This window comes from Mycobacterium sp. P7213 (genome assembly GCF_900604305.1).
Taxonomy (GTDB): domain Bacteria; phylum Actinomycetota; class Actinomycetes; order Mycobacteriales; family Mycobacteriaceae; genus Mycobacterium.
This window is the reverse complement of sequence record NZ_UWOA01000020.1, coordinates 12,614-37,991: the sequence shown is the minus strand read 5'-3', so window position 1 is coordinate 37,991 and position 25,378 is coordinate 12,614. Positions and strand designations below refer to the sequence as shown.

The 25,378-nt window shown below is 67.2% G+C and carries 31 protein-coding genes; 18 read left to right on the top strand and 13 right to left on the bottom strand.

Annotation, left to right across the window (positions count from 1 at the left end):
* Window positions 1-444, top strand: a complete 444-nt coding sequence (locus EJK91_RS09695) for a CBS domain-containing protein (protein WP_024441574.1) — start codon at window positions 1-3, stop codon at window positions 442-444.
* 8 nt (window positions 445-452) lie between these two features.
* Entirely contained in the window at window positions 453-1,742 is a 1,290-nt protein-coding gene (locus tag EJK91_RS09690; RefSeq protein WP_125078819.1) for an SLC13 family permease, read from the top strand.
* A 64-nt stretch (window positions 1,743-1,806) separates the two neighbouring features.
* Here the strand turns inward: EJK91_RS09690 and EJK91_RS09685 are convergent, their stop codons facing one another.
* Window positions 1,807-2,982, bottom strand: a complete 1,176-nt coding sequence (locus tag EJK91_RS09685) for a class I SAM-dependent RNA methyltransferase (RefSeq protein WP_125078818.1) — start codon at window positions 2,980-2,982, stop codon at window positions 1,807-1,809.
* Window positions 2,979-4,976 (bottom strand): APC family permease, encoded by a 1,998-nt coding sequence (locus tag EJK91_RS09680; RefSeq protein ID WP_125078817.1) that lies wholly within the window; start codon window positions 4,974-4,976, stop codon window positions 2,979-2,981. Before EJK91_RS09680 ends, EJK91_RS09685 begins: the two co-directional genes overlap by 4 nt.
* 114 nt (window positions 4,977-5,090) lie before the next feature.
* On the opposite strand from EJK91_RS09680, the gene EJK91_RS09675 reads away from it, so the two are divergent.
* The gene (locus EJK91_RS09675) at window positions 5,091-5,762 is read left to right on the top strand and encodes a potassium channel family protein (RefSeq protein WP_164517925.1); all 672 of its coding nucleotides are present in this window, start codon (window positions 5,091-5,093) and stop codon (window positions 5,760-5,762) included.
* 61 nt (window positions 5,763-5,823) lie between these two features.
* On the top strand, window positions 5,824-6,486 hold the full coding sequence (locus EJK91_RS09670; protein WP_125078816.1) for a potassium channel family protein: 663 nt from the start codon (window positions 5,824-5,826) through the stop codon (window positions 6,484-6,486).
* Here EJK91_RS09670 and EJK91_RS09665 read toward each other — a convergent pair.
* Window positions 6,472-7,146, bottom strand: coding sequence for a DUF3159 domain-containing protein (locus EJK91_RS09665; protein WP_046300294.1), 675 nt, complete (start codon window positions 7,144-7,146; stop codon window positions 6,472-6,474). The genes EJK91_RS09670 and EJK91_RS09665 overlap by 15 nt on opposite strands.
* Window positions 7,147-7,174: 28 nt before the next feature.
* Window positions 7,175-7,546: an OB-fold nucleic acid binding domain-containing protein gene (locus EJK91_RS09660; protein WP_024441567.1), complete on the bottom strand. Its 372-nt coding sequence runs from the start codon at window positions 7,544-7,546 to the stop codon at window positions 7,175-7,177.
* A gap of 112 nt (window positions 7,547-7,658) precedes the next feature.
* Between EJK91_RS09660 and EJK91_RS09655 the strand changes: the two genes are divergently transcribed.
* Complete coding sequence (locus EJK91_RS09655) at window positions 7,659-8,360, top strand: alpha/beta fold hydrolase (RefSeq protein ID WP_046300293.1); 702 nt, start codon at window positions 7,659-7,661, stop codon at window positions 8,358-8,360.
* A 203-nt stretch (window positions 8,361-8,563) separates the two neighbouring features.
* Here EJK91_RS09655 and EJK91_RS09650 read toward each other — a convergent pair whose 3' ends face one another.
* Both EJK91_RS09650 and dut read right to left on the bottom strand, forming a co-directional pair.
* A complete protein-coding gene (locus tag EJK91_RS09650; protein WP_046300292.1) occupies window positions 8,564-9,376 on the bottom strand; it encodes a DUF3710 domain-containing protein in 813 nt (270 codons plus the stop codon).
* 39 nt (window positions 9,377-9,415) lie between these two features.
* Complete coding sequence (dut, locus tag EJK91_RS09645; protein WP_024443813.1) at window positions 9,416-9,880, bottom strand: dUTP diphosphatase; 465 nt, start codon at window positions 9,878-9,880, stop codon at window positions 9,416-9,418.
* 25 nt (window positions 9,881-9,905) lie between these two features.
* On the opposite strand from dut, the gene EJK91_RS09640 reads away from it, so the two are divergent.
* Entirely contained in the window at window positions 9,906-10,391 is a 486-nt protein-coding gene (locus EJK91_RS09640; RefSeq protein WP_046300291.1) for a DUF3093 domain-containing protein, read from the top strand.
* Window positions 10,392-10,513: 122 nt separating this feature from the next.
* Here the strand turns inward: EJK91_RS09640 and EJK91_RS09635 are convergent, their stop codons facing one another.
* Window positions 10,514-10,816, bottom strand: a complete 303-nt coding sequence (locus EJK91_RS09635) for a DUF4193 domain-containing protein (protein WP_013829371.1) — start codon at window positions 10,814-10,816, stop codon at window positions 10,514-10,516.
* A 171-nt stretch (window positions 10,817-10,987) separates the two neighbouring features.
* Between EJK91_RS09635 and cei the strand changes: the two genes are divergently transcribed.
* The 5 genes from cei (at window position 10,988) to EJK91_RS09610 (ending at window position 15,598) form a co-directional block, all read left to right on the top strand.
* A complete protein-coding gene (gene cei, locus EJK91_RS09630; protein ID WP_046300290.1) occupies window positions 10,988-11,638 on the top strand; it encodes an envelope integrity protein Cei in 651 nt (216 codons plus the stop codon).
* A gap of 26 nt (window positions 11,639-11,664) precedes the next feature.
* Window positions 11,665-12,477, top strand: coding sequence for a polyphosphate--glucose phosphotransferase (gene ppgK, locus EJK91_RS09625; protein ID WP_046300289.1), 813 nt, complete (start codon window positions 11,665-11,667; stop codon window positions 12,475-12,477).
* Window positions 12,478-12,663: 186 nt separating this feature from the next.
* Window positions 12,664-14,184 carry an RNA polymerase sigma factor gene (locus EJK91_RS09620; protein WP_046300318.1) on the top strand — a complete coding sequence of 507 codons (1,521 nt, stop codon included), beginning with the start codon at window positions 12,664-12,666 and terminating at the stop codon, window positions 14,182-14,184.
* 11 nt (window positions 14,185-14,195) lie between these two features.
* Window positions 14,196-15,272: a methyltransferase gene (locus EJK91_RS09615; RefSeq protein WP_046300288.1), complete on the top strand. Its 1,077-nt coding sequence runs from the start codon at window positions 14,196-14,198 to the stop codon at window positions 15,270-15,272.
* 38 nt (window positions 15,273-15,310) lie between these two features.
* On the top strand, window positions 15,311-15,598 hold the full coding sequence (locus EJK91_RS09610; protein WP_024443819.1) for a hypothetical protein: 288 nt from the start codon (window positions 15,311-15,313) through the stop codon (window positions 15,596-15,598).
* Here the strand turns inward: EJK91_RS09610 and EJK91_RS09605 are convergent.
* Window positions 15,549-15,914 (bottom strand): DUF952 domain-containing protein, encoded by a 366-nt coding sequence (locus tag EJK91_RS09605; RefSeq protein WP_081654639.1) that lies wholly within the window; start codon window positions 15,912-15,914, stop codon window positions 15,549-15,551. The two genes, EJK91_RS09610 and EJK91_RS09605, sit on opposite strands and share 50 nt — an antisense overlap.
* 119 nt (window positions 15,915-16,033) lie before the next feature.
* Between EJK91_RS09605 and EJK91_RS09600 the strand changes: the two genes are divergently transcribed.
* Window positions 16,034-16,228 carry a DUF7455 domain-containing protein gene (locus EJK91_RS09600; RefSeq protein WP_046300287.1) on the top strand — a complete coding sequence of 65 codons (195 nt, stop codon included), beginning with the start codon at window positions 16,034-16,036 and terminating at the stop codon, window positions 16,226-16,228.
* A gap of 74 nt (window positions 16,229-16,302) precedes the next feature.
* Window positions 16,303-17,259 (top strand): YihY/virulence factor BrkB family protein, encoded by a 957-nt coding sequence (locus EJK91_RS09595; protein WP_024443822.1) that lies wholly within the window; start codon window positions 16,303-16,305, stop codon window positions 17,257-17,259.
* On the opposite strand, the gene EJK91_RS09590 is transcribed toward EJK91_RS09595, so the two are convergent.
* The gene (locus EJK91_RS09590; RefSeq protein WP_036458716.1) at window positions 17,246-17,485 is read right to left on the bottom strand and encodes a DUF3039 domain-containing protein; all 240 of its coding nucleotides are present in this window, start codon (window positions 17,483-17,485) and stop codon (window positions 17,246-17,248) included. The two genes, EJK91_RS09595 and EJK91_RS09590, sit on opposite strands and share 14 nt — an antisense overlap.
* Window positions 17,486-17,550: 65 nt before the next feature.
* Between EJK91_RS09590 and EJK91_RS09585 the strand changes: the two genes are divergently transcribed.
* The 3 genes from EJK91_RS09585 to EJK91_RS09575 all read left to right on the top strand — a co-directional run bounded on the left by EJK91_RS09585 (window position 17,551) and on the right by EJK91_RS09575 (window position 19,901).
* Window positions 17,551-17,976: a DUF3099 domain-containing protein gene (locus tag EJK91_RS09585; RefSeq protein WP_024443824.1), complete on the top strand. Its 426-nt coding sequence runs from the start codon at window positions 17,551-17,553 to the stop codon at window positions 17,974-17,976.
* A 128-nt stretch (window positions 17,977-18,104) separates the two neighbouring features.
* Window positions 18,105-19,070, top strand: a complete 966-nt coding sequence (locus EJK91_RS09580; protein ID WP_036458705.1) for a sigma-70 family RNA polymerase sigma factor — start codon at window positions 18,105-18,107, stop codon at window positions 19,068-19,070.
* A 138-nt stretch (window positions 19,071-19,208) separates the two neighbouring features.
* Window positions 19,209-19,901, top strand: a complete 693-nt coding sequence (locus tag EJK91_RS09575) for a metal-dependent transcriptional regulator (RefSeq protein ID WP_024443826.1) — start codon at window positions 19,209-19,211, stop codon at window positions 19,899-19,901.
* Between the two features lie 12 nt (window positions 19,902-19,913).
* Here the strand turns inward: EJK91_RS09575 and EJK91_RS09570 are convergent, their stop codons facing one another.
* Window positions 19,914-20,969: a DUF4192 domain-containing protein gene (locus EJK91_RS09570; protein WP_125078815.1), complete on the bottom strand. Its 1,056-nt coding sequence runs from the start codon at window positions 20,967-20,969 to the stop codon at window positions 19,914-19,916.
* Window positions 20,970-21,109: 140 nt separating this feature from the next.
* On the opposite strand from EJK91_RS09570, the gene sthA reads away from it, so the two are divergent.
* Both sthA and EJK91_RS09560 read left to right on the top strand, forming a co-directional pair.
* The gene (gene sthA / locus EJK91_RS09565) at window positions 21,110-22,525 is read left to right on the top strand and encodes a Si-specific NAD(P)(+) transhydrogenase (protein WP_125078814.1); all 1,416 of its coding nucleotides are present in this window, start codon (window positions 21,110-21,112) and stop codon (window positions 22,523-22,525) included.
* Window positions 22,526-22,697: 172 nt separating this feature from the next.
* Window positions 22,698-23,675: a proteasome assembly chaperone family protein gene (locus EJK91_RS09560; RefSeq protein ID WP_024443829.1), complete on the top strand. Its 978-nt coding sequence runs from the start codon at window positions 22,698-22,700 to the stop codon at window positions 23,673-23,675.
* A gap of 15 nt (window positions 23,676-23,690) precedes the next feature.
* Here the strand turns inward: EJK91_RS09560 and EJK91_RS09555 are convergent, their stop codons facing one another.
* The 3 genes from EJK91_RS09555 to EJK91_RS09545 all read right to left on the bottom strand — a co-directional run bounded on the left by EJK91_RS09555 (window position 23,691) and on the right by EJK91_RS09545 (window position 25,335).
* Window positions 23,691-24,185, bottom strand: coding sequence for a peroxynitrite isomerase (locus EJK91_RS09555; protein WP_125078813.1), 495 nt, complete (start codon window positions 24,183-24,185; stop codon window positions 23,691-23,693).
* A 35-nt stretch (window positions 24,186-24,220) separates the two neighbouring features.
* Window positions 24,221-24,685 (bottom strand): transcriptional regulator NrdR, encoded by a 465-nt coding sequence (gene nrdR / locus EJK91_RS09550; protein WP_024443831.1) that lies wholly within the window; start codon window positions 24,683-24,685, stop codon window positions 24,221-24,223.
* Between the two features lie 146 nt (window positions 24,686-24,831).
* Window positions 24,832-25,335 (bottom strand): LysM peptidoglycan-binding domain-containing protein, encoded by a 504-nt coding sequence (locus EJK91_RS09545; RefSeq protein ID WP_125078812.1) that lies wholly within the window; start codon window positions 25,333-25,335, stop codon window positions 24,832-24,834.
* Window positions 25,336-25,378 lie beyond the last annotated feature (43 nt).

Below are 25,378 nucleotides of genomic sequence, written 5' to 3'. Positions count from 1 at the left end.
ATGCGCGCCCAGGAGATCACCGAAGACTTCCCAGTGGTGACCATCGACTCCAATGCGTTGGAGGCCGCCAAATTATTGGCCGAGCACCGGCTACCCGGGATCGTCGTCACCGACTCGGCCGGCAAACCGTATGCGGTGCTGCCGGCCTCTCAGGTGGTGCGCTTTATCGTGCCGGGCTACATCCAAGATGACCCATCTCTGGCGGGAGTCCTCAGCGAGACCATGGCCGACCGTGCCGCCGAGAAGCTACGCGGCAAGACCGTGCGCGACGTGCTCCCCGAGCACCTCCATGACTTCCCGACCGCCGATGCCAACGAAACCATCATCGAAGTCGCCACTACGATGGCCAGAATGCGCAGTCCACTAATTGCCGTCGTCAAGGGCGGCGAATTGCACGGGGTGATTACCGCGTCGCGGCTGCTGGCCGCGGCGCTGAAGGTCTGATCCCGCGGATGGCCTTTATCGCGGTAGCGGTGTTTCTGACCGCCTACGCGTTCATCGCCGCCGATCGGATCAACAAAACGGTGGTAGCGCTGACCGGCGCGGCGGCAGTCGTCATCTTGCCGGTCATTTCCTCCGATGACATCTTCTATTCCCGCGAGACCGGCATCGACTGGGATGTCATCTTCCTGCTGCTGGGCATGATGATCATCGTCAGCGTGTTGCGCCAGACCGGCGTCTTCGAGTACATCGCCATCTGGGCGGCCAAGCGCGCCAAGGGTTCTCCGCTGCGGATCATGATCCTGCTGGTGCTGGTGACCGCGGTGGCCTCAGCGCTGTTGGACAACGTCACCACGGTGTTGTTGATCGCCCCGGTGACGCTGCTGGTCTGCGACCGGCTCGAAATCAGCCCCGCGCCTTTCCTCATGGCCGAGGTGTTCGCATCCAATATCGGCGGCGCCGCAACCCTGGTCGGTGATCCACCCAACATCATCATCGCCAGCCGAGCGGGATTGTCGTTCAACTCCTTTCTGCTTCACCTGGCACCGATCGTCGCGATTGTCATGGTGGTGTTCATCGCCATGCTGCCCCGGCTGTTTCCCGGATCGTTTTCCGTCGAGGCCGAACGGGTCGCCGACGTGATGGCCTTGGAAGAAGGTGAGGCGATCCGAGACCGCGGCCTGTTGATCAAATGCGGTCTGGTGCTCGCCGCGGTGTTTTCCGCGTTCATCGGGCATTCGGCGATGCATCTGGAGCCCTCGGTGGTGGCGCTGCTGGGTGCCGGCGTGCTGATCGTGATCTCTCGCTTGGAGCGCTCGGAGTACCTGTCCGGAGTCGAGTGGGAGACGCTGTTGTTCTTCGCCGGGCTGTTCGTGATGGTCGGCGCCCTGGTAGACACCGGCGCGATCGCCGCCCTGGCCAAGGCCGCCACCCAGGTGACCGGCGGTAATGCGCTGCTGACCACGATGGGGATCCTCGGAGTGTCCGCACCGGTGTCCGGAATCATCGACAACATCCCCTATGTCGCGACCATGACGCCGATCGTGGCGGAGCTGAGCACCACCCTCCCGAACGATCTGCATCCCGATTCCCTGTGGTGGGCCCTGGCGCTGGGCGCCGACTTCGGGGGCAACCTGACCGCAGTCGGCGCGAGCGCCAATGTGGTGATGCTCGGAATCGCCCGTCGGGCAGGAAGTCCCATCTCGTTCTGGGAGTTCACCCGCAAGGGAATTGTGGTCACACTGGTGTCGGTGACGTTGTCGGCGCTGTACCTGTGGTTGCGCTACTTCGTATTCGGCTGACAGCGGCCGCCCCCGGATCGCGACCCCAGACCCACCCGCGCTACGCGGCCGCTGGCACCGGGAGTCAGCGGGTTAGCAGCGCCACGCACTCCACGTGATGGGTCAACGGGAACGCATCAAACACCCGGATCTGCTCCACGGCATACCCCTGGGCACGGTACAGACCGATATCCCGAGCGAAAGACGCTGCCTCACAACCGATGTGCACAATTCGCGGTACACCCGCGGCGGCCAGCGCCTCGATCACCTCCCGCCCGGCACCAGCGCGCGGCGGGTCCAGCACCGCGACGTCGGCGCCGGAGTGCGCATCACTCAACACCCTGCGCACCGAATCGGTACGCACCGAAACCTGCGGCAGGTCGGCCAACGCGGCCCGCGCGGCCCCGGTCGCGGCCCGCGACGTGTCGGCACTGATCACCCGGCCCGACTCCCCCACCGTCTCGGCCAGCGCCGCGGCGAAGATCCCGGCGCCGCCGTAAAGATCCCAGGCCGTCATCCCGGTGTCGGCCTGCGCCCACTGGCCGACCAGCGCGCTGTAGAGCGCGGCCGCCCGGCGATGCGCCTGCCAAAACGAGGTCACCGGAATCTGCCAACGCCGCCGGCCCACCCACTGAGTGGCGTGGTAGTCACCCTCCAGGACCTGCGGACGGTGACCGCGCCCGGTGCTGACCACATGCCGGACACCGTCGTCGTCGGCCACCACGTGCAGGTGATCGCCGGGCCGCCAGCTCTGCTCGGCCAGTCCTTTGATCATTCCGGCTGGAAGCTGCCCGCACCGCAGGTCGGTGACCAGCTCATCACTGTGATACCGGTGAAATCCGGCCCGGCCGTCGGCACCGACGTCCAACCGGACCCGGGTGCGCCAGCCGGTCGGACCGTCCTCACCGACGGGTTCGACAGATCCCTCCCAGTCGTAGCCGCCCAGCCTCGCCAGTTGGTTGGCCACCACCTCACCCTTGAGAGCACGCACCGTGGCCGGCTCGGCGAACGCCAGATCACAGCAGCCGGCGCCGTCCACCCCCGCGATCGGGCACAGCGAGTCGATCCGGCCCGCCGCGGGTTCGAGCACCTCGACACATTCACCGTGCCAATACGATCCCCGCTCGGCGGTGATCCGAACCCGAACCTGCTCACCGGGCAACGCGTAGCGCACGAAAACAACTCGGCCGTCGTAGCGGGCCACACAACTGCCGCCGTTCGCCGGTGCGCCGGTCGTCAAAACCAACTGCTGGTCGATCACTCCAAGAAACCTCTCCGGGTGTCGCCGGGCGCGTGATGCGGTTCCAAGACCTTGCGCCGCTCCGAAGAGTTCAGCTGCCAGGGCACCGAGGTGACCATGACCTGCGGCATGAACAACAGCCGGGTCTTGAGCCGCAGCGCACTCTGGTTGTGGAGCAACTGCTCCCACCAGTGGCCCACCACGTATTCGGGGATGTAGACGGTCACCACGGTGCGCGGCGACTCCTTGCTGATGCGTTTGACGTAATCGAGCACCGGCCGGGTGACCTCGCGGTACGGCGATGCGATCACCTTGAGCGGGACGGTGACTTCGCTATCCTCCCACTCGCGCACCAGCGCGCGGGTTTCGGTGTCATCGACATTGACCGTGATCGCCTCCAGTGCGTCGGGTCGCGTCGCGCGCGCGTAGGCCAGCGCGCGGCGAGTCGGCAGATGCAGCTTGGACACCAGGACCAGAGCGTGGTTGCGGCTGGGCAGCACCGCCTGGTCGTCCAGAGCGGCCGACTGCTCGGCCAACTCTTGACTGACGGTGTCGTAGTGCCGGCGGATCATTTTCATCAAGAGGAACAGCACCGACATCGCGACGATCGCGATCCACGCACCGGACACGAACTTAGTGGCGATCACCACGATCAACACCACCCCGGTAGCGAGGAATCCGATCGTGTTCACCACCCGGGAACGCATCATCTTGACTCGGGCGGCATGGTCGGTTTCATTGCGCAACAACCTGTTCCAGTGCCGAACCATACCGATCTGACTCAGCGTGAAGGATACGAAGACCCCGACGATGTAGAGCTGGATCAGCGCGGTCACCTCCGCCCCGAACGCCACGATGAAGGCGATGGCCACCACCGCGAGGAACACGATGCCGTTGGAGAACGCCAGCCGGTCGCCGCGGGTGTGCAGCTGGCGGGGCAGGTAGCGGTCCTGCGCCAAGATCGAACCCAGAACCGGGAAGCCGTTGAACGCGGTGTTGGCGGCCAGCGCCAGGATCAGCGCCGTGACTCCGGCGATGATCCACAAACCGGGCGGAAAGCCCTGGAACACCGTTTCGGCCAGCTGAGCCAGCAAGGTCTTCTGGTCATAGTCCGCCGGCGCCCCGATCAGCTGTTCGTGCGGGCGCGCGGCGATCTTCACCCCGGTCTCGCGGGCCAGCACGATGATGCCCATCATCAGGGTCACCGCGATCACCCCCAGCATCAGCAGCGTGGTGGCGGCGTTGCGGGACTTCGGCTTGCGGAAGGCCGGCACACCGTTGCTTATCGCCTCCACCCCGGTCAGTGCGGCACATCCCGACGAGAATGATTTCGCCACCAGGAACACCAGGGCAACCCCGACCATTTCGCCCTGGGTGGAGTGGATTTTGAACTCGGCCGACTCGGCCTGCAATGGGTTGTCCATCACGAAGATCTGGAACAGCCCCCACCCCAGCATGGCGAAGACCCCGATCATGAACGCGTACGTCGGGATGGCGAACGCGGTGCCCGATTCTCGAATGCCCCGCAGATTGGCCGCCGCCACCACGATCACGGTCCCGACCGCGAACGCCACCTTGTGGTCGGCGATGAACGGTATCGCCGAGCCGATGTTGGCGATCCCCGATGAGATCGAGACCGCAACCGTCAGAACGTAATCCACCATCAACGCGCTGGCCACGGTGAGGCCCGCGGTAGCACCCAGGTTGGTGGTGACCACCTCGTAGTCGCCACCACCGGAGGGGTAGGCGTGCACATTCTGGCGGTAGGAGGCCACCACGGTGATGAACACGAAGGCGACAGCCAGGCCCACCCACAGCGTCATCCGGTAGGCGGCCAGACCCGCCACCGACAACACCAGAAAGACTTCTTCGGGTCCGTAGGCCACCGAGGACAGCGCGTCGGAGGCGAATACCGGCAGGGCGATGCGCTTGGGCAGCAGCGTGTGACTCAGCCGATCGCTACGAAAGGGCCGACCCAGAAGCAGGCGCCGCGCAGCGGTGGAAATCTTCGACACGAGAGCCAAGGGTAAGCCAGGCGGGCACTGGCGGTAGCGTTCACCGAATACGGGCACTATCGCAGTCGATAACCAGCCGAAAGTCGGCCCAGAGGACCTGAAAGGACACAACACGTGCGGGTAGTTGTGATGGGTTGCGGCCGGGTGGGAGCCTCGCTCGCCGACGGGCTGTCCCGGATCGGCCACGAGGTCGCCATCATCGACCGAGACAGCACCGCGTTCAACCGGCTCAGCCCGGAGTTCAACGGTGAGCGAGTGCTCGGTATGGGTTTCGACCGCGATGTGCTGCTGCGGGCCGGCATCGAGGAAGCCGCTGCGTTCGCGGCGGTGTCCTCGGGCGACAACTCCAACATCATCGCGGCGCGGCTGGCCCGAGAGACGTTCGGCGTTTCGCGGGTGGTCGCCCGCATCTACGACGCCAAGCGGGCCGCGGTCTACGAGCGCCTGGGCATTCCGACCATCGCCACCGTGCCCTGGACCACCGACCGGCTCCTCGACGCCCTCACCCGGGAAAGTGAGACCACCAAGTGGCGTGACCCCACCGGCACCGTCGCCGTGGCCGAGGTCGTCCTGCACGAGGACTGGATCGGGCGGCCCGTCACCGACCTGGAGGCCGCGATCAACGCCCGTGTGGCGTTCTTGATCCGATTCGGCACCGGAATCCTGCCCGAGCCCAAGACGGTGATTCAGGCCAGCGACCAGGTGTACATCGTGGCGGTGTCCGGCCGGGTCGCCGAGGCGATCGCGATCGCCGCGTTGCCGCCGAGTGAGGATCTGGACAAATGATGCGCGCCGTCGACGAAGGCGCTGGCGGAGCCCGCGTAGCCCGGGTTGAGGAGCGGCGCAAATGAAGGTAGCGGTAGCCGGCGCCGGCGCGGTTGGACGATCGATTGCGCGCGAGCTGCTCGACAGCGATCACCAGGTGACGCTGATCGAGCGCAACCCGGACCACGTCGACCGCGAGGACATCGCCGACGCGGCGTGGCATCTGGGCGATGCCTGCGAGCTCAGCCTGCTGGAGTCGGTGCACCTGGAATCCTTCGACGTGGTGATCGCCGCCACCGGCGACGACAAGGCCAACGTGGTGCTGTCCTTGCTCGCCAAGACCGAGTTCGCGGTACCGCGGGTGGTGGCCCGGGTCAACGATCCCCGCAACGAGTGGCTGTTCACCGACGCGTGGGGGGTAGATGTCGCGGTCTCCACGCCGCGCATGCTGGCCTCACTGGTCGAGGAGGCGGTCGCGGTCGGAGACCTGGTCCGGCTCATGGAGTTCCGCAAGGGTCAGGCCAACCTGCTGGAGATCACCCTGCCCGACGACACCCCGTGGGGCGGAAAGCCGGTGCGCAAGCTCGTCCTACCGCGCGATGCCGCGCTGGTGACGATCCTGCGCGGGACACGGGTGATCGTGCCGCAGGACGACGAGCCGCTCGAAGGCGGCGACGAGCTGTTGTTCGTCGCATCCAGTGGCGTCGAGACCGAACTGCGCGCGCTGCTGCTACCGGCCCACTGAGCGCGGTTCGGGCTCGGCCTCGCCGACGGCCGGGCGCTCATCCAGCGCGCGCTGCACGTATTTGACCGCCAGGTAGGTGACCACCGCTGCCACCGCGGTCAACGGCCAGCCCATGGCGATGCGCGCCACTCCCAGCCAGCCGGTCTGATCGGCGTTGTAGAGCAGTCGCTGGACCACGAAGCGGGAGCCGAACACCAGCGCCCAGGTCAACGTCGCGAGATCATAGGCGTAAATGGCCGACCGCAGCTCGCGCCAGGTCTGGGGCTGGCCGCTGGCCCATGACCAGATGTAGCCGACCGCTGGACGGCGGATCAGGATCGATGCGGCGAACACGACCGCCCACACCAGCGATGTCCAGATTCCGAGCAGGAAATAGCCCTTGGAGTCGCCCATCAGATAGGCGATCAGGGTGCAGACGGCGACCCCGAAGAACCCGGAGATGGCCGGTTGGCTGGATTGCTTGCGGATTAGGCGCCAGACCAGCACCGCCGCGGCCACACCCAACGCCGCCAGGACGGCGGCGCGCAGTCCGAAGAGATTGGAGGTCGGCACGAACACCACGATCGGTAACGAGGAGTAGATCACCCCGGCCAGGCCGCCGATCTGTTCCAGGAGCCGCTGCGGTCCCTGGGCGCCCTCGGCGCTGTATTCCTCGCTCATCGCTGCACCGGCCCGAAGGAAGGCGCGATCACTGCTGGATTTCGTAGTGGGGGTTGTAGATGGCCTTGCAGCCGCTTTCGAGTTTGCCCAGCCGGCCGTGCACCCGCAACGTGCGGCCGGAGTCGATTCCGGGGATGCGTCGCTGCCCCAGCCATACCAGCGTCACCGTGTCGGTGCCGTCGAAAAGCTCGGCACGGACCCCACCCACGCAGCCCTTGGCGTTGGCTTCGACGCTGCGCAGTACCCCGACCATGGTGACCTCTTGGCCGCGTTGGCAGTCGATCGCACGCTGCGCGCCGGTATTGAGCGCCTCGTCCGACAGCTCTTCGACGTCACGCAGCTCGGGATCTTCTGTCAATCGCCGAGTCAGCCGGCGCAGGTACCCTTTCGGAGCAGCCATTGCCCTCTCCCTCAATCGTGTGCGCACGCTACGGTAGACCTGTTGAATATCGAATGCCACATGACCTGCCCACGGGGTGGCTGACAACACCCAAACACGATCAAGGGGTGGCATGGTTCTGCGCGGCGTGACGGCCGTCCTGCTGCCGGGGACCGGATCCGACGACGACTACATCCGCCGAGCGTTCTCGTCTCCGTTGCAGCAGGTGGGTGCCGAATTGGTCACTCACCGCCCGCAGCCCGGCCGTCTTGTCCAGGGCTACCTCGAGGCGCTGGATGCGGCGGCCACGCGCTGTGGCCCGATCCTCGCCGGCGGGGTTTCGATCGGCGCGGCGGTGGCCACGATGTGGGCTCTGCGCCATCCCGAACGCGTGGTCGGGGTGCTGGCTGCGCTGCCCGCTTGGAGCGGCACCCCCGAGGACGCCCCGGCAGCCCAGGCCGCGCGCTATAGCGCCGGGCAGTTGCGCAGCGACGGCCTGGCCGCCGTGCTGGCCCAGATGCGGGCATCGAGCCCGACGTGGCTCGGCGACGAGTTGACCCGCTCATGGACTGCTCAGTGGCCGCAACTGCCCGACGCGCTGGAGGAGGCCGCGAGCTACGTCGCGCCGACGCACGCCCAGCTGGCGGGCCTGACCGTGCCGATGGGTCTGACCGCGGCGGTTGACGACGCGGTTCATCCGCTGCAGACCGCCGCCGAATGGGCCGCCGCCGCGCCGCGCGCGGCGCTGCGCACCGTCACCCTGGACCAGATCGGCGCCGATCCGGCCGCCTTGGGCGCCGCCTGCGTCACCGCGCTGACCATCGCGGCCGGCTGATCGGCGGTCCAGCTTCGCCTCTCCTGCGTCGAGGCTCGCTAACCGCACCGGCTGATCGGCGGTCCAGCTTCGCCTCTCCTGCGTCGAGGCTCGCTAACCGCACCGGCTGATCGGCGGTCCAGCTTCGCCTCTCCTGCGTCGAGGCTCGCTAACCGCACCGGCTGATCGGCGGTCCAGCTTCGCCTCTCCTGCGTCGAGGCTCGCTAACCGCCGGTGATAGTGCGCAACTGCTGCATCGCGGATCCCTCCACGCTGCGGCGTGCGGCCGGCGCCGGCGGTACGTCCCCGCCGCCGCCGAACACGCCGGCCTGCTGCGCCGCGGCCAGCTGTTGGGCTGCGGCCTGCTGGGCCGCCGCCTGCTGCGCTGCGGCCTGCTGCGCCGCGGCAGCCCGCAACTGCTCGGCCATCGGCTCAGGTAGCCGGACCGGCAGCGGGGTGCGCACCGGCAGCGGAGTGTCGCCACGCCGGACGACCGTGTCCGCCAGCGCGTCTCGGGCCTGCTGTGCGAGCACATCCATGGTCTCGGGCCGACCGTTGATGACACAGCGCACCATCCAGCGGTAGCCGTCGACACCGATGAACCGGACAGCACCGGTGGCCGAACCGAGCACTTCCCGGCCCCACGGCCCGTCGACGATGCTGACCATCGCGTTGTCCCTGCGCAGCGCGTCGGCCAGCTCACCGGCCACCTCGCGCCACAGACCCGGCGACTTCGGCGCCGCATAGGCGGCGATGTTGAACCGGCCGTTGGGCGTCACCAGCCACACCGCGCTGGGGACACCCGCCTCACTCAGTTCCACCTGGACCTGAGCGCCCGCGGGCATGGGCAGCAGCACCGAACCCAGGTCGAGTCGGGCCGTCGTCGCCGCTGCGGGGTCGTCGAAATCTTCGATGTCGAAGGGGCCCTCCAGCTCCTCCGCATCGGATGCGAACTCGTCCGCTGCTCCGGAGGCTTCCGGCTCGGCGCTCGTCGGCTCCTCGGCCTCGCGCTTGCCTTTACCCCTACCGAATGCCATCACAGCCGCCCATCTTCATCGCTTCTTCGTCACAAGCCATCACAGGCTCGCGTGCCCACCGGAGGACCCGTGTCCACCGGAACCACGGGTCGTCGGTTCCAGCCCGGCCTCATCGAACGAGGTCACCTCGACCAGTTCCGGAAGCTCGACCCGCTGTACCAGCAGCTGGGCGATCCGGTCGCCGCGGTGGATCTCGATCGGCACCGCAGAGTCCAGGTTGATCAATGAGACCTTTATCTCACCACGATAGCCCGCGTCGACGGTGCCGGGACTGTTGACAATCGAAAGGCCCACCCGCGCAGCCAAACCCGACCGAGGGTGGATGAGGCCGACCATGCCGAACGGAATTGCCACGGCGATTCCGGTGGGTACCAGGGCACGTTGACCTGGGCCCAACTCGACATCGATCGCGCTGCAGAGGTCGACGCCGGCATCGCCGGCGTGCGCACGGCTCGGCAGTGGAAGATCCGGATCCAGGCGAACAACCGCAAGACTGGGTGACACGAGGCGCAAGACTACTCTTAGCCGGATGTCGGGGTCGCGCGTGAACCATCGGGCATCGCAAACAGTGCGCTACAGCGAACAGCTGTGGGTGCCGTGGTGGTGGTGGCCACTGGGGTTCTTGGGTAACGGTCTGATGGCCTACGAAGTCCGCTTGGGCCTGCGCAATCTGCCCGGCTGGCTGCCGTTCGCGGTGTTCTTCGCGATCACCGTCGGCGCCCTGTTGTGGCTGGGACGCATCAAGGTCCGCGTCGTCGAATGCGGCGGGGAAACGCAGTTGTGGGCAGGTGACGCGCACCTGCCCACCACGGCGATCGCGCGCTGCGCCGAGGTCCCGCAGTCGGCCAAGTCAGCAGCGCTGGGCCGCCAGCTCGACCCGGCGGCATATGTCGTCCATCGCGGCTGGGTGGGGCCCATGATCTTGGCCGTCCTCGATGATCCCGACGACCCGACGCCGTACTGGCTGGTCAGCTGCCGCAATCCGCAGCGGCTGCTGGCGGCGTTGCAGGCCTAGCGCCGATCATCGACGCGACGGGGTCAGGCACTGCGGAACGCCCACACCTACCGGGTGGGCCGGCCCTCCCGGGAAAGGGCCGTCGCCGCCGGACTAAGCAGGATTGAGCGGGACAGGCCCGGTCAGGCCGCGCAGTCGGTGCAGATCATCACACCGTTCTTCTCACTGGCCAGACGGCTGCGGTGCTGAACCAGGAAACAGCTGGAGCAGGTGAACTCGTCGGCCTGCTTCGGAACGACACGCACCGACAGTTCCTCACCGGACAAGTCGGCGCCCGGCAGCTCGAACGACTCGGCCGATTCGGACTCGTCGACGTCGACCACAGCGGACTGCGCCTCGTTCCGCCGCGCCTTGAGTTCCTCTAACGAATCCTCGGAAACGTCGTCGGTCTCGGTGCGCCGCGGGGCGTCGTAATCGGTAGCCATGGTCTTCATCCCCTCAAGTCCCCTCGAAACCCTGCGCGAGCTTTGTACCAGCGTCGAACGCATCCACCAAATGATTCGTGCCCGGATCGCGGTCAGATTAAGTGTGATTTACGTCACATTGCATTCCTGACCACGGTGATCGCCCCCGCGGACGCCCTCTAGAGTGCGTACGTGGTCGCGCAAATCACTACCGGTACCGAGTTCGACAAGCACGGTCGGCCGTTCCGGCGACGCAACAACCGACCGGCCGCCTACGCCCTGGCCGCGTTGGCATTGCTGACCGCCGTGGCATGGGGGGTAGCACTCACCCGGCCGGTCGATATCCATGAGGTCGCGGTGTGCAACGCGCCGCCGGCGCCGACTGAGCCCGACCAGCCCCGCCTGGGCACTCAGGTACCGCGTGCCGCCATGATCAGCACCACCCCCGCCAAACTGGCCGACATCAAGTCCCGCGTCCTCAACGCCAGCGGCCGAGCCGGGCAGGCCGCCGATGTCGCCGACGCGCTGCGCGACGACGGCTTCGCCCAACCGACCGCCGCCAACGACCCCATCTACGCCGAGGACCGGCTGGACTGCCAGGGTCAGATTCGGTTCGGCCCGGCGGGCCAGGCCGCCGCGGCAGCACTGTGGCTGGTGGCGCCGTGCACGGAACTGTTCCGCGACGACCGCGCCGACGATTCGGTGGATCTGGCGGTCGGCAGCGACTTCGTCAGCCTGTCGCACAGCGATGACATCGAGGCCGCGCTSGCCGGCTTGCGGCCGGACGCCACCGGGTTGCCCGACCCCGCATTGCTGACCAAGATTCATTCCGGCACCTGCTGACGACCTCTCGCCGAACAGGAGATCCGATGACCGGCCCCGACCCCGTCCCCGCCCCGATCGAGGACCGTCCGATCGCCGGTGCGCGACGTCAGCGACGGGCCTTCGGCGTCGACGTCGGCGGCAGCGGCATCAAGGGGGGCGTCGTCGATCTGGACACCGGCGCTCTGATCGGTGAGCGGTTCAAGCTGCCCACGCCCAGCCCCGCCACTCCGGTCTTGGTCGCCCAGACCGTCGCCGCGGTGGTCCGGGACTTCGGGTGGACCGGCCCGCTGGGTGTCACCTATCCGGGCGTGGTGGTCAACGGCGTCGTACAGACCGCCGCCAACGTGGACAAGTCCTGGATCGGGCTGAACGCGCAGGAGACGATCGCCGCCGAACTCGACGGTCAGCGGATCGTCATCCTCAACGACGCTGACGCCGCCGGGCTGGCCGAGGAGCGGTTCGGGGCAGGCAAGAACAACAGCGGCGTAGTCGTGTTGCTCACCTTCGGGACCGGAATCGGTTCGGCGGTGATTCACAACGGAAAGCTGCTGCCCAACACCGAACTCGGCCACATCGAGGTGGGTGGCAAAGAAGCCGAACACCGGGCCGCCGCGTCGGTCAAGGAGCGCAAGAACTGGTCCATGGAGAAGTGGGCCAAGCAGGTGACCATGGTGCTGATCGCGATTGAGGACGCACTGTGCCCGGACCTGATCATCGTCGGCGGCGGTATCAGCCGCAAAGCCGATCGGTGGGTGCCGCTACTGGGCAACCGGACCCCGGTGGTCGCCGCGACACTGCAGAACACCGCGGGCATTGTCGGGGCCGCGATGGCGTCATCGGCCGACGTGACCCGCTGAATAACGCCCGCTCGACGATTACTGCCTCACCCTGTCGTTACAATGGTCGACGGCGGCCGCCTAACCGATAGCGGCGACTATCCCAGTTGATCACCAACTGAAATAGAGCCGACATTCGACATACCCGACACTTTCGGTTGCGCACGACGCTGCGACCCGAAAGTCAGTCCGACCGAAGGGGTGGACGTGGCAGCGAGCAAGGCACAGCCGGCGACTGAGGAGCCCAAGAAGGGCAGTGCCACCAAGGCACCCGCCAAAGCCGCCGTGAAGTCGCCTGCCAAGGCTCCCGCCAAAGCTGCCGCCGCGGCGCCCGCCAAGCGGACCGCGGCCAAGGCCACCAAGGCAGCGGCGCCCGCCAAGAAGGCCGCCAAGTCGACGACGCGTGGCGCCGCCGCTGACGGCGCCGCCAAGCCCGCGACCCGGTCGACCCGGGGCCCGGCGAAGAAGGCCGCCAAGGCCACCAAGGCCAGCGCGAAGAACGCCGACGCCGGCGCGGCACCCGAAGATCTCGACACCGACGTAGAGCTGGACGGCGAGCCCGGCGTTGACGACATCGACGACGCCGACCTGAGCCTGGACGAACTCGATGACGACGACACCGACTCGGCTGCCGAGGGCGACGGCGCCACGTCAGGCGCGTCGGCGGACTCGGCCGAGGACGGCGAGGAGGGCGACGACGACGAGATCGCCGAGCCCAGCGAGAAGGACAAGGCTTCCGGCGACTTTGTCTGGGACGAAGAGGAATCCGAAGCGCTGCGGCAGGCCCGCAAGGATGCCGAGCTCACCGCCTCGGCCGACTCGGTGCGCGCCTACCTCAAGCAGATCGGCAAGGTCGCGCTGCTCAACGCCGAGGAGGAAGTCGAGCTGGCCAAGCGCATCGAGGCCGGCCTGTTCGCGACCCAGAAGATGGCCGAGCACACCGAGAAGGGCGAGAAGCTCGCGGTCGCCTACCGGCGTGACATGGCGTGGATCTGTCGCGACGGCGACCGGGCCAAGAACCACCTGCTCGAGGCCAACCTGCGACTGGTGGTCTCGCTGGCCAAGCGTTACACCGGCCGCGGGATGGCGTTCCTGGACCTGATCCAGGAGGGCAACCTCGGTCTGATCCGCGCGGTCGAGAAGTTCGACTACACCAAGGGCTACAAGTTCTCCACCTACGCCACCTGGTGGATCCGCCAGGCCATCACCCGTGCCATGGCCGACCAAGCACGCACCATCCGTATCCCGGTGCACATGGTCGAGGTGATCAACAAGCTCGGCCGCATCCAGCGCGAGCTGCTGCAGGACCTGGGCCGCGAGCCCACCCCCGAGGAACTGGCCAGGGAGATGGACATCACCCCGGAGAAGGTGCTGGAGATCCAGCAGTACGCCCGCGAGCCCATCTCGCTGGACCAGACCATCGGCGACGAGGGCGACTCGCAGCTCGGTGACTTCATCGAGGACTCCGAGGCTGTCGTCGCGGTCGACGCCGTGTCGTTCACCTTGCTCCAGGACCAGCTGCAGTCGGTGCTCGAGACGCTCTCCGAGCGTGAGGCCGGCGTGGTGCGGCTACGGTTCGGCCTCACCGATGGCCAGCCGCGGACCCTCGACGAGATCGGCCAGGTCTACGGGGTCACCCGTGAGCGCATTCGCCAGATCGAGTCGAAGACGATGTCAAAACTCCGGCATCCCAGCCGGTCCCAGGTCTTGCGCGACTACCTCGACTAGCGCGCGGCGATATGGCCAAGACACCCCCGGCGGCAGTGCTCAGTGCCGTCAACGCATTTCGTGGTGGCCTGCAGCGCCTACGCCAGGCCACCGTCCCGGCGTCGGTGGCGATCATGGAGCTGGGCTTCGGCGGATGGCTGACCCAGGCGCTTGCCGCCGCGGTGCGACTCGGTATCGCCGACGCGCTCAGTGCTGGTCCGCTGAGCGCGGACGAGGTCGCCCGCCGCGTAGGCACCGATCCGCGCGCCACCTACCGCCTGATGCGCGCACTGGCCAGCCACTCGGTGCTGAAGCTGCGCCGCGACGGCCGGTTCGCCCTGACCCGTACCGGGCGAGCGCTGGTCTCTGACAACCCGGCCGGCGTGGCGCCGATGCTGGCGTTCGTCGGCCACCCGGCGCACCGGGAGCACTGGTCGAACCTGGAGCACTCCGTACGGACGGGTGAAACCGCCGTCACCAAGGTGCGCGGAATGTCGTTCTTCGACTACACCGACACCGACCCCGAACTGGCGCAGGTCTTCAATGACGCCATGACCGGCGCGTCCGCTATGGCGATCGAAAGTGCGGTTCCCGCCTACGATTTCAGCAAAAGCAAGCTGATCGTGGATGTGGGCGGCGGTCACGGCGCGCTGCTGGCTGCGGTGCTGCGTCAGGCGCCGAATGCCCGCGGCGTGCTGTTCGACCTGCCGCAGGTGGTGGCCGGCGCCGGTGCGACGGTGGCCGACGTGGCGTCACGCTGCGATCTGAGCGGCGGGTCGTTCTTCGAGTCGGTCCCCGCCGGTGGCGACACCTACCTGCTCAAGACCGTTATCCACGATTGGAACGACGAGCAGTCGTTGGCGATTCTGCGCAATGTCCGGGCCGCCATCGCGCCGGGCGGCAAGGTGCTGCTGTTCGAGATGGTGCTGCCCGAGCGCGCGCCAGCCCACCTGGGGATGGTGCTCGACCTGGAGATGCTGGTTGCCGCCGGCGGACAGGAGCGCACCCGGCGGGAATACGCCGAACTGCTGTCCCAGGCGGGATTCGAGCTGCGACGGGTGGTGGCCACCGCCAGCCCGCTGGCGATCGTCGAGGCCCGAGCGGTCTAGGACGCCGATGCCTACGTTGCGGCGTAGGATCGCCCAGCATGCCGACCGAGGACGCAGCGCAGGCGACTTTTGCCGCGTTGTTGAAGCGTGCCGCCACCCACGGCCATCGGGTGCCACCCGAGGCCGATCTCAATCCCGCCGTGCTCGATGCGATCAACGCGGTCGCCGCCGCCTGGCCGCGAGTGCCCGCGATTTTGATCACCAAGGCGCAGACCACGTTCGCCCGTAGCGAACTCACCCGAGTGTCGGCAGCCAAGCCGACGACCCCGTTCCACCTCAACCGGCCGGAGCGAACACACCGTCCGGGCCGGGCCGGTAATCACTGACACCGATCACCGCCTCGACGGGCAACGGCCCGTACAGGTGCGGGAACAGCATGGACTCCGGATCGCTCGGTACGCCTGGCTCCCAGCGCACCGGTGCGCCGACTTTAGCCGGATCCACCTGCAGCAACACCAGATCCGCACAGCCTCGATACAGCCGGTTCGCGGGCAGGTGCACCTGTTGCGGGGTGGACATGTGCACGAAACCCACGCTGTCCAACGACTCCGGGCGCACTGTTCCGGAAGCCTGCGCCTGCGCCCAGTCCCCGGCGCTGCACAGGTGTACCAGCACATCGGGCGGGATCACGGATCGTGTCATGGCACCGATCCTGCCGCACCGGCGCTGGGGTGAGACACGACACAGCCGAACCGGGGAACAACGCCGAACGCTCAAGCGTCTGACACACTTGAGAACAACCGCGAGAAACGGAGGAGCCCATGAACGCGACTCTGACCAGTCCTGAGCTCACTCGGGCTGATCGATGCGACCGGTGCGGTGCCGCCGCACGGGTACGAGCCACGCTGCCCTCCGGTGCCGAACTTCTTTTCTGCCAGCACCACGCCAACGAGCACGAAGCCAAGCTGGTCGAGCTGGCCGCCGTGATTCAGGTCAGCGCAGCGACTGACGCGTAACCGGAGCCGGCACGCAACACGCCCGGCTGCGCGATTGTGCAATAGCAGCACCCGTCAGGAATGCTGGGCTGGTCATGAGTGACCAGATCCCCAAACCTTCCCGTCATCACCTGCTCCGTATTGCACGCCGCACTCTGGTCAAGAGCTGGGACGATTCGATCTTCGCCGAATCGGCGCAGGCGGGGTTCTGGTCGGTGTTGTCACTGCCACCGTTGTTGCTGGGAATGCTGGGCAGTCTGTCCTACATCGCGCCGCTGTTCGGACCGGACACGCTGGCCACCATCCAGGACCGGTTGATCGGTATGGCCAGCAGCTTCTTCTCGAAGAACGTCGTGGTGGAGATCATCGAGCCGACCGTGCGGGACATTGTGGCCAATGCCCGCGGCGAGGTGGTCTCGCTGGGATTCGTGATCTCGTTGTGGGCCGGCTCGTCGGCGATCTCGGCGTTCGTCGACTCAGTGGTCGAGGCACACGATCAGACGCCGCTGCGACACCCGGTGCGACAACGCTTCTTCGCGTTGGGTCTCTACGTGGCGATGCTGGTGATCGCCGTGGCCACCGCGCCGTTGGCCGCACTGGGACCGCACGCGATCGCCGAGCACCTGCCGGCCCAGTGGACCGACGTGCTGCGGTTCGGCTACTACCCGGCACTGGTGCTGGGATTGCTGCTGGCGGTGACGGTGCTCTATCGGGTGTCGCTGCCCAAGCCGCTGCCCTCACATCGGCTGGTGTTCGGCGCGCTGCTGGCCACCACGGTGTTCGTGGTGGCGACGATGGGGCTGCGGATCTACCTCCGCTACATCACCAGCACCGGCTACACCTATGGGGCGCTGGCGACGCCGATCGCCTTCTTGTTGTTCGCGTTCCTGCTCGGCTTCGCCATCATGCTGGGCGCAGAGCTGAACGCAGCGGTGCAAGAGGAGTGGCCGGCGCAGGCCACTCACCTGCACCAGCTGCGTACCTGGGTGGTGTCACGAGCCGGCCAGACCGGTCCAGACCGCGATGACACCGATCCGGTCAAGCCTGCTTGAGCGTCGCGTAGATCTTCTTGCAGTCCGGGCAGACCGGGGAACCCGGCTTGGCCGACTTGGTCACCGGGAATACCTCACCGCACAGCGCCACAACGTGCGTGCCCATGACCGCGCTTTCGGCGATCTTGTCCTTCTTGACGTAGTGGAAGTACTTCGGGGTGTCGCCGTCGGTCCCGTCATCAACGCGTTCCTCGGAATCGGTGCGCTCAAGGGTGTCGGTCTGTATGCCCATATCCCCATTGTGCCCAGAACTGGAGTTGATCCAAAACCCCTCGTGCCACCGAATCGCTCGTGTGGGACAGTGGAGTAATGAAGCACGGCCCCGAGCTGGGTTTCGACGACGACGGCAGACCGGTTCTGATCACCGCGGCCGCGCCGTCCTTTGAGCAGCAGCACCGCGAACGGGTACGCAAGTACCTGACCTTGATGGCGTTCCGGGTGCCTGCCCTGATCCTGGCCGCGATCGCCTACGGAATGTGGCACAACGGCCTGATCTCCCTGCTGATATTGGTGGCGTCGATCCCGCTGCCGTGGATGGCCGTGTTGATCGCCAACGACCGGCCTCCTCGCAGTGCCGACGAGCCCCGCCGCTACGACGCAGCCCCGACCCGCACGCCGCTGTTTCCCACCGGCACCCGCCCTGCCCTGGAGCGGCCGAAGCACCCGGAATCGGGAGACGACGCCCCAGGCGAAGCGCCGCACGGTACCGGTTCTTAGCACATTCTCAAAGTCATTCCCGTATTTCCGCACGTCAAGTGGTGTGGAAAAGCGGTCGGCCGGGAACTCTGCACGCGTGTCGGACGTTGACACCTGTGACAGCAGAAGCCGATCAACGGGAGGCCGCAATGGCAAAGGCAGATGCCACCACCAGTCGGATCGACGGCGATTTGGACGCGCAGAGCCCAGCCGCAGATCTAGTGCGGGTGTACCTCAACGGGATCGGCAAGACAGCATTGCTCAATGCCGCTGACGAGGTAGAGCTCGCCAAACGGATCGAGGCCGGACTGTACGCCCAGCACCTGCTCGACACCCGCAAGCGTTTTGGCGAGAAGCGCAAGCGCGAACTCGCCGCGGTGGTACGAGACGGCGAAGCCGCCCGCCGGCACCTGCTGGAGGCCAACCTGCGCCTGGTGGTCTCCCTGGCCAAGCGCTACACCGGCCGGGGCATGCCACTGCTGGACCTGATCCAGGAAGGCAATCTGGGGTTGATCCGCGCAATGGAGAAGTTCGACTACGCAAAGGGTTTCAAGTTCTCCACCTATGCGACCTGGTGGATCCGCCAGGCCATCACCCGCGGGATGGCGGATCAGAGCCGCACCATCCGGCTGCCGGTCCACTTGGTCGAACAGGTCAACAAGCTGGCTCGGATCAAACGGGAAATGCATCAGCAGCTGGGCCGCGAGGCCACTGACGAGGAACTGGCCGCCGAGTCCGGCATCCCAGCGGAGAAGATCAACGACCTGCTCGAGCACAGCCGCGACCCGGTCAGTCTCGACATGCCGGTCGGCTCCGACGAGGAGGCCCCGCTGGGTGACTTCATCGAGGACTCCGAGGCGATGTCGGCGGAGAACGCGGTGATCTCCGAGCTGTTGCACACCGATATCCGCAGCGTGCTGGCCACCCTCGACGAACGCGAGCATCAGGTGATCCGGCTGCGGTTCGGCCTCGACGACGGACAGCCCCGCACGCTGGACCAGATCGGCAAGCTGTTCGGTCTGTCACGCGAGCGGGTCCGCCAGATCGAGCGCGAGGTGATGGCCAAGCTGCGCCACGGTGAGCGGGCCGACCGCCTGCGCTCGTACGCCAGCTGACACCGCCCGTCCCCGTGTCCGGCGGGCCACCGACCTCGGTGGCCCGCCGGACGCGCGTTGCCGCCGGAGCGCCGAACGTCGCTCGCTAACCGTCTCCTTAGCCGCCGAAGTAGACTCGGCTGCGACGGAAGGTGCGGAATGAATGACCTGGTTGATACCACCGAGATGTACCTCAGGACGATCTACGACCTTGAGGAAGAGGGTGTCACCCCGCTGCGTGCGCGGATAGCCGAGCGACTGGAGCAAAGCGGGCCGACCGTCAGCCAGACGGTTTCCCGGATGGAGCGCGACGGCTTGCTCAAAGTGGCCGGCGACCGCCACCTCGAACTGACCGAGAAAGGCCGCACCCTGGCCGTCTCGGTGATGCGCAAGCACCGACTGGCTGAGCGCCTGCTCGTCGACATCATCGGGCTGCCGCTGGAAGAGGTACATGCCGAGGCCTGTCGCTGGGAACATGTGATGAGCGAGGACGTCGAGCGCCGCCTGGTTCAGGTACTCGACAACCCGACCACGTCGCCGTTCGGCAACCCCATCCCGGGCCTGCCCGACCTCGGCTTCGGCGCGGACTCCGCCGGTTGGGATTCCGATCTGGTGCGGCTGACCCAGTTGCCGGCCGGTTCCCCGGTGGCCGTGGTGGTCCGTCAGCTCACCGAGCACGTCCAGGGCGATATCGACCTGATCACCCGGCTCAAGGAGGCCGGTGTGGTGCCCAATGCCAGGGTGACCGTGCAGGCCGACGGCGACGACGGCGTGACCATCGTGATCCCCGGCCACACCGACGTCAGCCTGCCCTACGAGATGGCGCACGCCGTCAAGGTCCAGAAGGTCTGAGCGCTCCACGGGTCAGCCGGCTTGCTGACTGAACCCCTGCCGCTGCGGCAACGGCACCCCGATCTGCCGGGCCAGACGATAGCCGGTGTCCGCCAGCCCGCGGATGCGCTCCGGCCGCAGCCCGGACTGCAAAGCGGTGTCGAGTAGGCCCGCCATCCGATGCCCCGGCTTGCCGCGCAAGGCGGCCTCCAGTGACACGCCGGCCAGCGGGCCGTCGCCGCGTGCGTAGGCGCTGAACGCCAGCAGCACCAATGCCTCGGCCCGCCACGGCTCGGGCAACGCCCGGGCCAACATCGACCAAAGCCGCTCGGCCTCATCTGCGCGCTCGCTGATTGCCAACGCGCACAAGATGTCCCGGACCACCACATCGACGAGCGGGCATCCGAGCCGGGCCAGCTCCGCAGCGGTGGGCTCCCGGCCGCCCGCCAGCGCGACGATGGCGGCCAACACCTGCTCCACGTCGCGGCGGGCCCGGACCCGGGCATCTCCCTCCCCCGCCGCCCACTGCGCCGCACAGTCCTCGATCGCCGCGGCCACCGCGGCACAGCGGGCCGCGTCATCCGCAGTGATGACCGCCTGCAGGTCTGCTCGCCGGGCGTACAGTCGCCTGCCCTCCAGCACCGCGGCGGCCGCAAGCGGCGACGCCTCCGGGTCGTCGACGGGGCCGCCGGCGCCGCAGCCGTCCACACAGTGCCACCGCCCACCGTGGGCCACCCGGTCCACCACGTGCGCACTGAGCAGCACGATGTTGTGGTCCGACAACTCCTCGCTCAGCGCAGCGATCAGCCGGCGGTGCTGGTCGTTGCAGACCGGGCAGCGCGCCCCCGCAGCATCGACGACCACCGCGATGGCCGCGGCCGGAGCGGCGGCCGCCGCGACCTCCGCGAGCCGGCCCACGCTGTCGACGAGTGTGTCGGACAGGTCGACCCGCAGCACCGAGCCCAACTCGCCCTTGTCGAGCGCCACCAGGATCAGGGACTTCTCCGGTACGAAGCCAAGGATGGCCGGCAGCGCAGCGATAAGGGCGCCGGGCCGATTCAGCGTGAATTGCGATTGTCTGGTTGTCATGGCAGCAACGTTGACGACCACCCCCGTCACCGGGGGCGCGCGTACGCCTGCTCGCCCACCAGGTTGGGGATGAACCGACAACTGTGAACAGATCGCGTTCGAGGTGCACGACCGGGCGAATGGGCGTAAGTGTCTGTGTCATGGATGCCAAGCGCGAGTACGACATCATCGTGATCGGTTCAGGTCCAGGGGGGCAGAAGGCCGCCATCGCATCGGCCAAGCTCGGCAAGTCGGTTGCGGTGGTCGAACGCGGCCGGATGATCGGCGGCGTCTGTGTGAACACCGGCACCATCCCGTCCAAGACGCTGCGCGAGGCGGTGCTGTACCTGACCGGGATGAACCAGCGCGACCTCTACGGCGCCAGCTACCGGGTCAAGGACAAGATCACTCCCGCGGATCTGTTGGCACGCACCCAGCATGTGATCGGCAAGGAAACCGAGGTGGTGCGCAACCAGTTGATGCGCAACCGCATCGACCTGCTGCTGGGACACGGCCGGTTCATCGACCCGCACACGATCGTCGTCGACGGCCATGGCGGCACCGAGAAAACCACCATCACAGGCGATTACATCGTGATCGCCACCGGAACCAAGCCGGTCCGCCCCGCCGGCGTGACCTTCGACGAGGAACGGGTGCTGGACTCCGACGGGATCCTCGACCTGCGATTCATCCCGGCGTCGATGGTGGTCGTCGGCGCCGGTGTGATCGGGATCGAGTACGCCTCGATGTTCGCCGCGCTGGGCACCCGGGTGACGGTGGTGGAGAAACGAGACTCGATGCTGGAGTTCTGCGACCCGGAGGTCGTCGAAGCCCTGCGTTTTCACCTGCGCGACCTGGCCGTCACCTTCCGGTTCGGCGAAGAGGTGACCGCCGTCGACGTCAGCTCCAGCGGCACCGTCACCACGTTGGCCAGCGGCAAGCAGATTCCCGCCGAGACAGTGATGTACTCGGCCGGTCGCCAAGGCCACACTGCCCACCTGGAGTTGGCCAACGCCGGCCTGGCCACCGACGAGCGGGGCCGCATCGTCGTCGACGCAATGTTCCAGACCGCCGTCGAGCACATCTACGCCGTCGGTGATGTGATCGGCTTCCCGGCCCTGGCCGCGACATCCATGGAGCAGGGCCGACTGGCGGCCTACCACGCATTCGGCGAGCCGACCGACGGGATCACCGACCTGCAGCCGATCGGGATCTACTCGATCCCAGAGGTCTCCTATGTCGGTGCCACCGAACTGGAACTGACCCGCAGCGCGATTCCCTATGAGGTAGGGGTGGCCCGGTATCGCGAGCTGGCCCGCGGTCAGATCGCCGGTGACTCCTACGGAATGCTCAAGCTGCTGGTCTCCACCAGCGACCTGAAGCTGCTCGGCGTGCATATCTTCGGCACCAACGCGACCGAGATGGTGCACATCGGCCAGGCCGTCATGGGGTGCGGCGGCACGGTGGAATACCTGGTAGATGCGGTGTTCAACTACCCGACCTTCTCCGAGGCATACAAGAACGCCGCATTGGACGTGATGAACAAGATGCGGGCGCTCCAGCAATTCCGCGGCTGAGGCGCCCGGTAAACATTTTCCTCGCTCAGCGAACGCCGAGGCACCGTGGAATCCGACGGCGTCCGCGTACGTTGTGCACCACATACGCGCACCGTTTTCGGCGTGCGGTCCCCGGTGAGGGAAAATAGACGGTGCGATCCACTGCGATCTGCACGAAGAGGAGGCGAAGGCGATGGCCGACCACCCGGACACCGGTCCCGACCGGGACCGGCACTACCAGATCGAGCCGAGCGGCATGTACGAGCTGGAGGTGCCGGCTCCGCAGCTGATGTCGGCGGATGGCGAGGGGCCGGTCCTGATCCACGCGCTGGAAGGGTTCTCCGACGCCGGCCACGCGATTCGGCTGGCCGCCAAGCACCTCAAGAGCAAGCTGGACAGTGAGTTGGTGGCGTCCTTCGCGATCGACGACCTGCTCGACTACCGCTCGCGGCGGCCGCTGATGACGTTCAAGTCCGACCACTTCACCCACTACACCGAACCGGAGCTGAGCCTGCACGCGTTGCGGGACAGCGCGGGCACCCCGTTTCTTCTGTTGGCGGGTATGGAGCCCGACCTGAAGTGGGAGCGGTTCATTACCGCGGTGCGGCTGTTGGCCGAGCAACTCGGGGTGCGTCGGACCATCGGCTTGGGCACGATCCCGATGGCCGTTCCGCACACCCGGCCGGTGACGCTGACCGCACATTCCAACAATCGCGACCTGATCAGCGAATTCACCCCATGGATCACCGAGGTTCAGGTTCCCGGCAGCGCGTCCAACCTGCTGGAATACCGGATGGCTCAGCACGGCCACGAGGTGGTCGGCTTTACCGTGCATGTGCCGCATTACGTCGCCCAGACCGACTACCCGGAGGCCGCTGAGGCGCTGCTCAAGCAGGCCGCCCAAACCGGCGCGCTGGAGCTGCCGCTGAGCGACCTCCGCGACTCCGCCGCCGAGATCCGGACCAAGATCGACCAGCAGGTCGAAGCGAGCGCCGAAGTGGCCCAAGTGGTGTCGGCCCTGGAACGCCAGTACGACGCCTTCATCACAGCCCAGGAAAATCGCTCGCTGCTTTCCCGCGACGAGGAGCTGCCCAGCGCCGACGAGCTCGGCGCCGAGTTCGAGCGCTTCCTGGCGCAGGAGGCGAAGAAGAACCTCGACGGCGACGACTGATCGTCCCGGATGCAGCTATGTCGGGCCAGTGGTTCGACGAAGCGTGGCGGTGAGGTGGTTCTGGGCGGGCTGGCCGACTGCTCCCATATCCAGGGTGTAGGACAAGTCATCACCGTCGAGGCGATAGTGGCGGCTCAGGACGGTCACTTCTTTGGCCGTCGGCGACAGCCCGATCGTCGGCGCGGACATCTGCAGGTCCACACCGTGGGGGGTGACCGTGTAGCTGCCTACCTCGATCTCGGTGATACCGCTGGGGTGTGCCAGCACCCACTCGATCTGACCGGGTTGCGGCACCCGCAGGTAGCCGGTCTCGGCATGCATAGGCAGGCCCTCGGCGGGCGACTTGGTCTTCTGGCCGTAGATCAGGAACGGCTTGCCGACGTGTGAGAACACCACCTCTTCGAGGTAGTCGAATGCCGTGATCGTGGGATACACCCCGGATCCACGGCCTGACCAGGTGCCCAACAGCGGGGCGAGCTCCACAAGGTTTGGGTGCAACTCGGGTGCCATGTCGCCAGCGTAGTGCGCTTGGCCGCCCGCACGGCTCAACTGGTAGTGGGCATCTCGCGATGTTCGCGCAGGGCCTCGATCTCTCGTTCGAAGTCGGCGGCCGATGAAAAGGACCGGTAAACCGAGGCGAATCGCAGGTAGGCCACTTCATCGAGCTCGCGCAGCGGACCCAGAATCGCCAACCCCACCTCGTGACTGGGAATCTCCGGCGAACCGGCCGCTCGCACAGCATCTTCCACCTGCTGAGCCAGCAGGTTCAGCGCGTCGTCGTCTACCTGGCGGCCCTGGCAGGCCCGGCGCACCCCGCGCATGACCTTCTCCCGGCTGAAGGGCTCAGTGACGCCACTGCGTTTGACCACGGCCAGCACTGCGGTCTCCACCGTCGAGAAACGGCGGCCGCATTCCGGACAGGACCGACGACGCCGAATGGCCTGGCCTTCATCGGCTTCGCGGGAATCCACCACCCGGGAGTCCGGATGGCGACAAAACGGGCAGTGCATTGCCGCTCCTTCGCCGTGCCGGGAACCCGCGCCCTCAGAAAGCTGGGGCATCATGGGCCATTGGGACAACTGCGAGCGTACCTGCGCGGGCTGCCGCCGGCGCTGCGCAGTGGCCGCAATCGGCGACCGAACCGACATGACCACCCTCAGCCCAGTGGAGCGATCAGCGTCTGGCCGGCGTCCAGTGCCACCGACTCCAGGCTGTTGAGCTCGCGGATGCGCTCGATGACCTCTCCGGCCGGCGCGTCCGGCGCTACGCGGGCCGCCAGGTGCGCCAGGCTCTCCCCACTCTGGACGCGCACCACGCCGAGCTGGTCGGGCACCGCGGAGGTAGTGCCCGCCGCTGCCGCCCCGAACTGGGCGATCAGCCCGAGCCACACGGTGATCCCGGCGGCGATCAAAGCCAGCACGACGGTGGTCACCGGGGTGATGGCCTTGACGGGCTGCGGCCGGTGCGGGGCACGTGACATCAGTACCCCGGAACCGCGGTGGCGCAGCGGCGCACCGCCCGGCCGCTGCCGAACCAGCCGTGCGGGCTGGGTGCGGATCGGGTAGGCGCGACCCGAGGTCCGGGGACCGCGTTGCACCTGGGGCCGCTCGGCGCTGCGGGCCGGCTCGAACGTCGGAGCGAACGTGTCGATGAGCATCATGTGCGGTTCTCCCTCACTCGGCGCCGGCGACCCTGTTCGCTCG

Excerpts from the sequence above, each read along its gene's own strand:
- EJK91_RS09580 (WP_036458705.1), top strand. The coding sequence starts at position 18,105 with ATGGCAAAGGCAGATGCCACCACCAGTCGGATCGACGGCGATTTGGAC.
- EJK91_RS09615 (WP_046300288.1), top strand. The coding sequence starts at position 14,196 with ATGGCCAAGACACCCCCGGCGGCAGTGCTCAGTGCCGTCAACGCATTT.
- EJK91_RS09560 (WP_024443829.1), top strand. The coding sequence starts at position 22,698 with ATGGCCGACCACCCGGACACCGGTCCCGACCGGGACCGGCACTACCAG.
- EJK91_RS09605 (WP_081654639.1), bottom strand. The coding sequence starts at position 15,914 with ATGACACGATCCGTGATCCCGCCCGATGTGCTGGTACACCTGTGCAGC.
- EJK91_RS09555 (WP_125078813.1), bottom strand. The coding sequence starts at position 24,185 with ATGGCACCCGAGTTGCACCCAAACCTTGTGGAGCTCGCCCCGCTGTTG.
- sthA (WP_125078814.1), top strand. The coding sequence starts at position 21,110 with ATGGATGCCAAGCGCGAGTACGACATCATCGTGATCGGTTCAGGTCCA.
- EJK91_RS09610 (WP_024443819.1), top strand. The coding sequence starts at position 15,311 with ATGCCGACCGAGGACGCAGCGCAGGCGACTTTTGCCGCGTTGTTGAAG.
- EJK91_RS09690 (WP_125078819.1), top strand. The coding sequence starts at position 453 with ATGGCCTTTATCGCGGTAGCGGTGTTTCTGACCGCCTACGCGTTCATC.
- EJK91_RS09570 (WP_125078815.1), bottom strand. The coding sequence starts at position 20,969 with ATGACAACCAGACAATCGCAATTCACGCTGAATCGGCCCGGCGCCCTT.
- EJK91_RS09650 (WP_046300292.1), bottom strand. The coding sequence starts at position 9,376 with ATGGCATTCGGTAGGGGTAAAGGCAAGCGCGAGGCCGAGGAGCCGACG.
- EJK91_RS09665 (WP_046300294.1), bottom strand. The coding sequence starts at position 7,146 with ATGAGCGAGGAATACAGCGCCGAGGGCGCCCAGGGACCGCAGCGGCTC.
- EJK91_RS09670 (WP_125078816.1), top strand. The coding sequence starts at position 5,824 with ATGAAGGTAGCGGTAGCCGGCGCCGGCGCGGTTGGACGATCGATTGCG.
- EJK91_RS09545 (WP_125078812.1), bottom strand. The coding sequence starts at position 25,335 with ATGATGCTCATCGACACGTTCGCTCCGACGTTCGAGCCGGCCCGCAGC.
- EJK91_RS09660 (WP_024441567.1), bottom strand. The coding sequence starts at position 7,546 with ATGGCTGCTCCGAAAGGGTACCTGCGCCGGCTGACTCGGCGATTGACA.
- EJK91_RS09635 (WP_013829371.1), bottom strand. The coding sequence starts at position 10,816 with ATGGCTACCGATTACGACGCCCCGCGGCGCACCGAGACCGACGACGTT.
- nrdR (WP_024443831.1), bottom strand. The coding sequence starts at position 24,685 with ATGCACTGCCCGTTTTGTCGCCATCCGGACTCCCGGGTGGTGGATTCC.
- EJK91_RS09655 (WP_046300293.1), top strand. The coding sequence starts at position 7,659 with ATGGTTCTGCGCGGCGTGACGGCCGTCCTGCTGCCGGGGACCGGATCC.
- EJK91_RS09595 (WP_024443822.1), top strand. The coding sequence starts at position 16,303 with ATGAGTGACCAGATCCCCAAACCTTCCCGTCATCACCTGCTCCGTATT.
- EJK91_RS09575 (WP_024443826.1), top strand. The coding sequence starts at position 19,209 with ATGAATGACCTGGTTGATACCACCGAGATGTACCTCAGGACGATCTAC.
- EJK91_RS09695 (WP_024441574.1), top strand. The coding sequence starts at position 1 with ATGCGCGCCCAGGAGATCACCGAAGACTTCCCAGTGGTGACCATCGAC.
- EJK91_RS09600 (WP_046300287.1), top strand. The coding sequence starts at position 16,034 with ATGAACGCGACTCTGACCAGTCCTGAGCTCACTCGGGCTGATCGATGC.
- EJK91_RS09640 (WP_046300291.1), top strand. The coding sequence starts at position 9,906 with ATGTCGGGGTCGCGCGTGAACCATCGGGCATCGCAAACAGTGCGCTAC.
- ppgK (WP_046300289.1), top strand. The coding sequence starts at position 11,665 with ATGACCGGCCCCGACCCCGTCCCCGCCCCGATCGAGGACCGTCCGATC.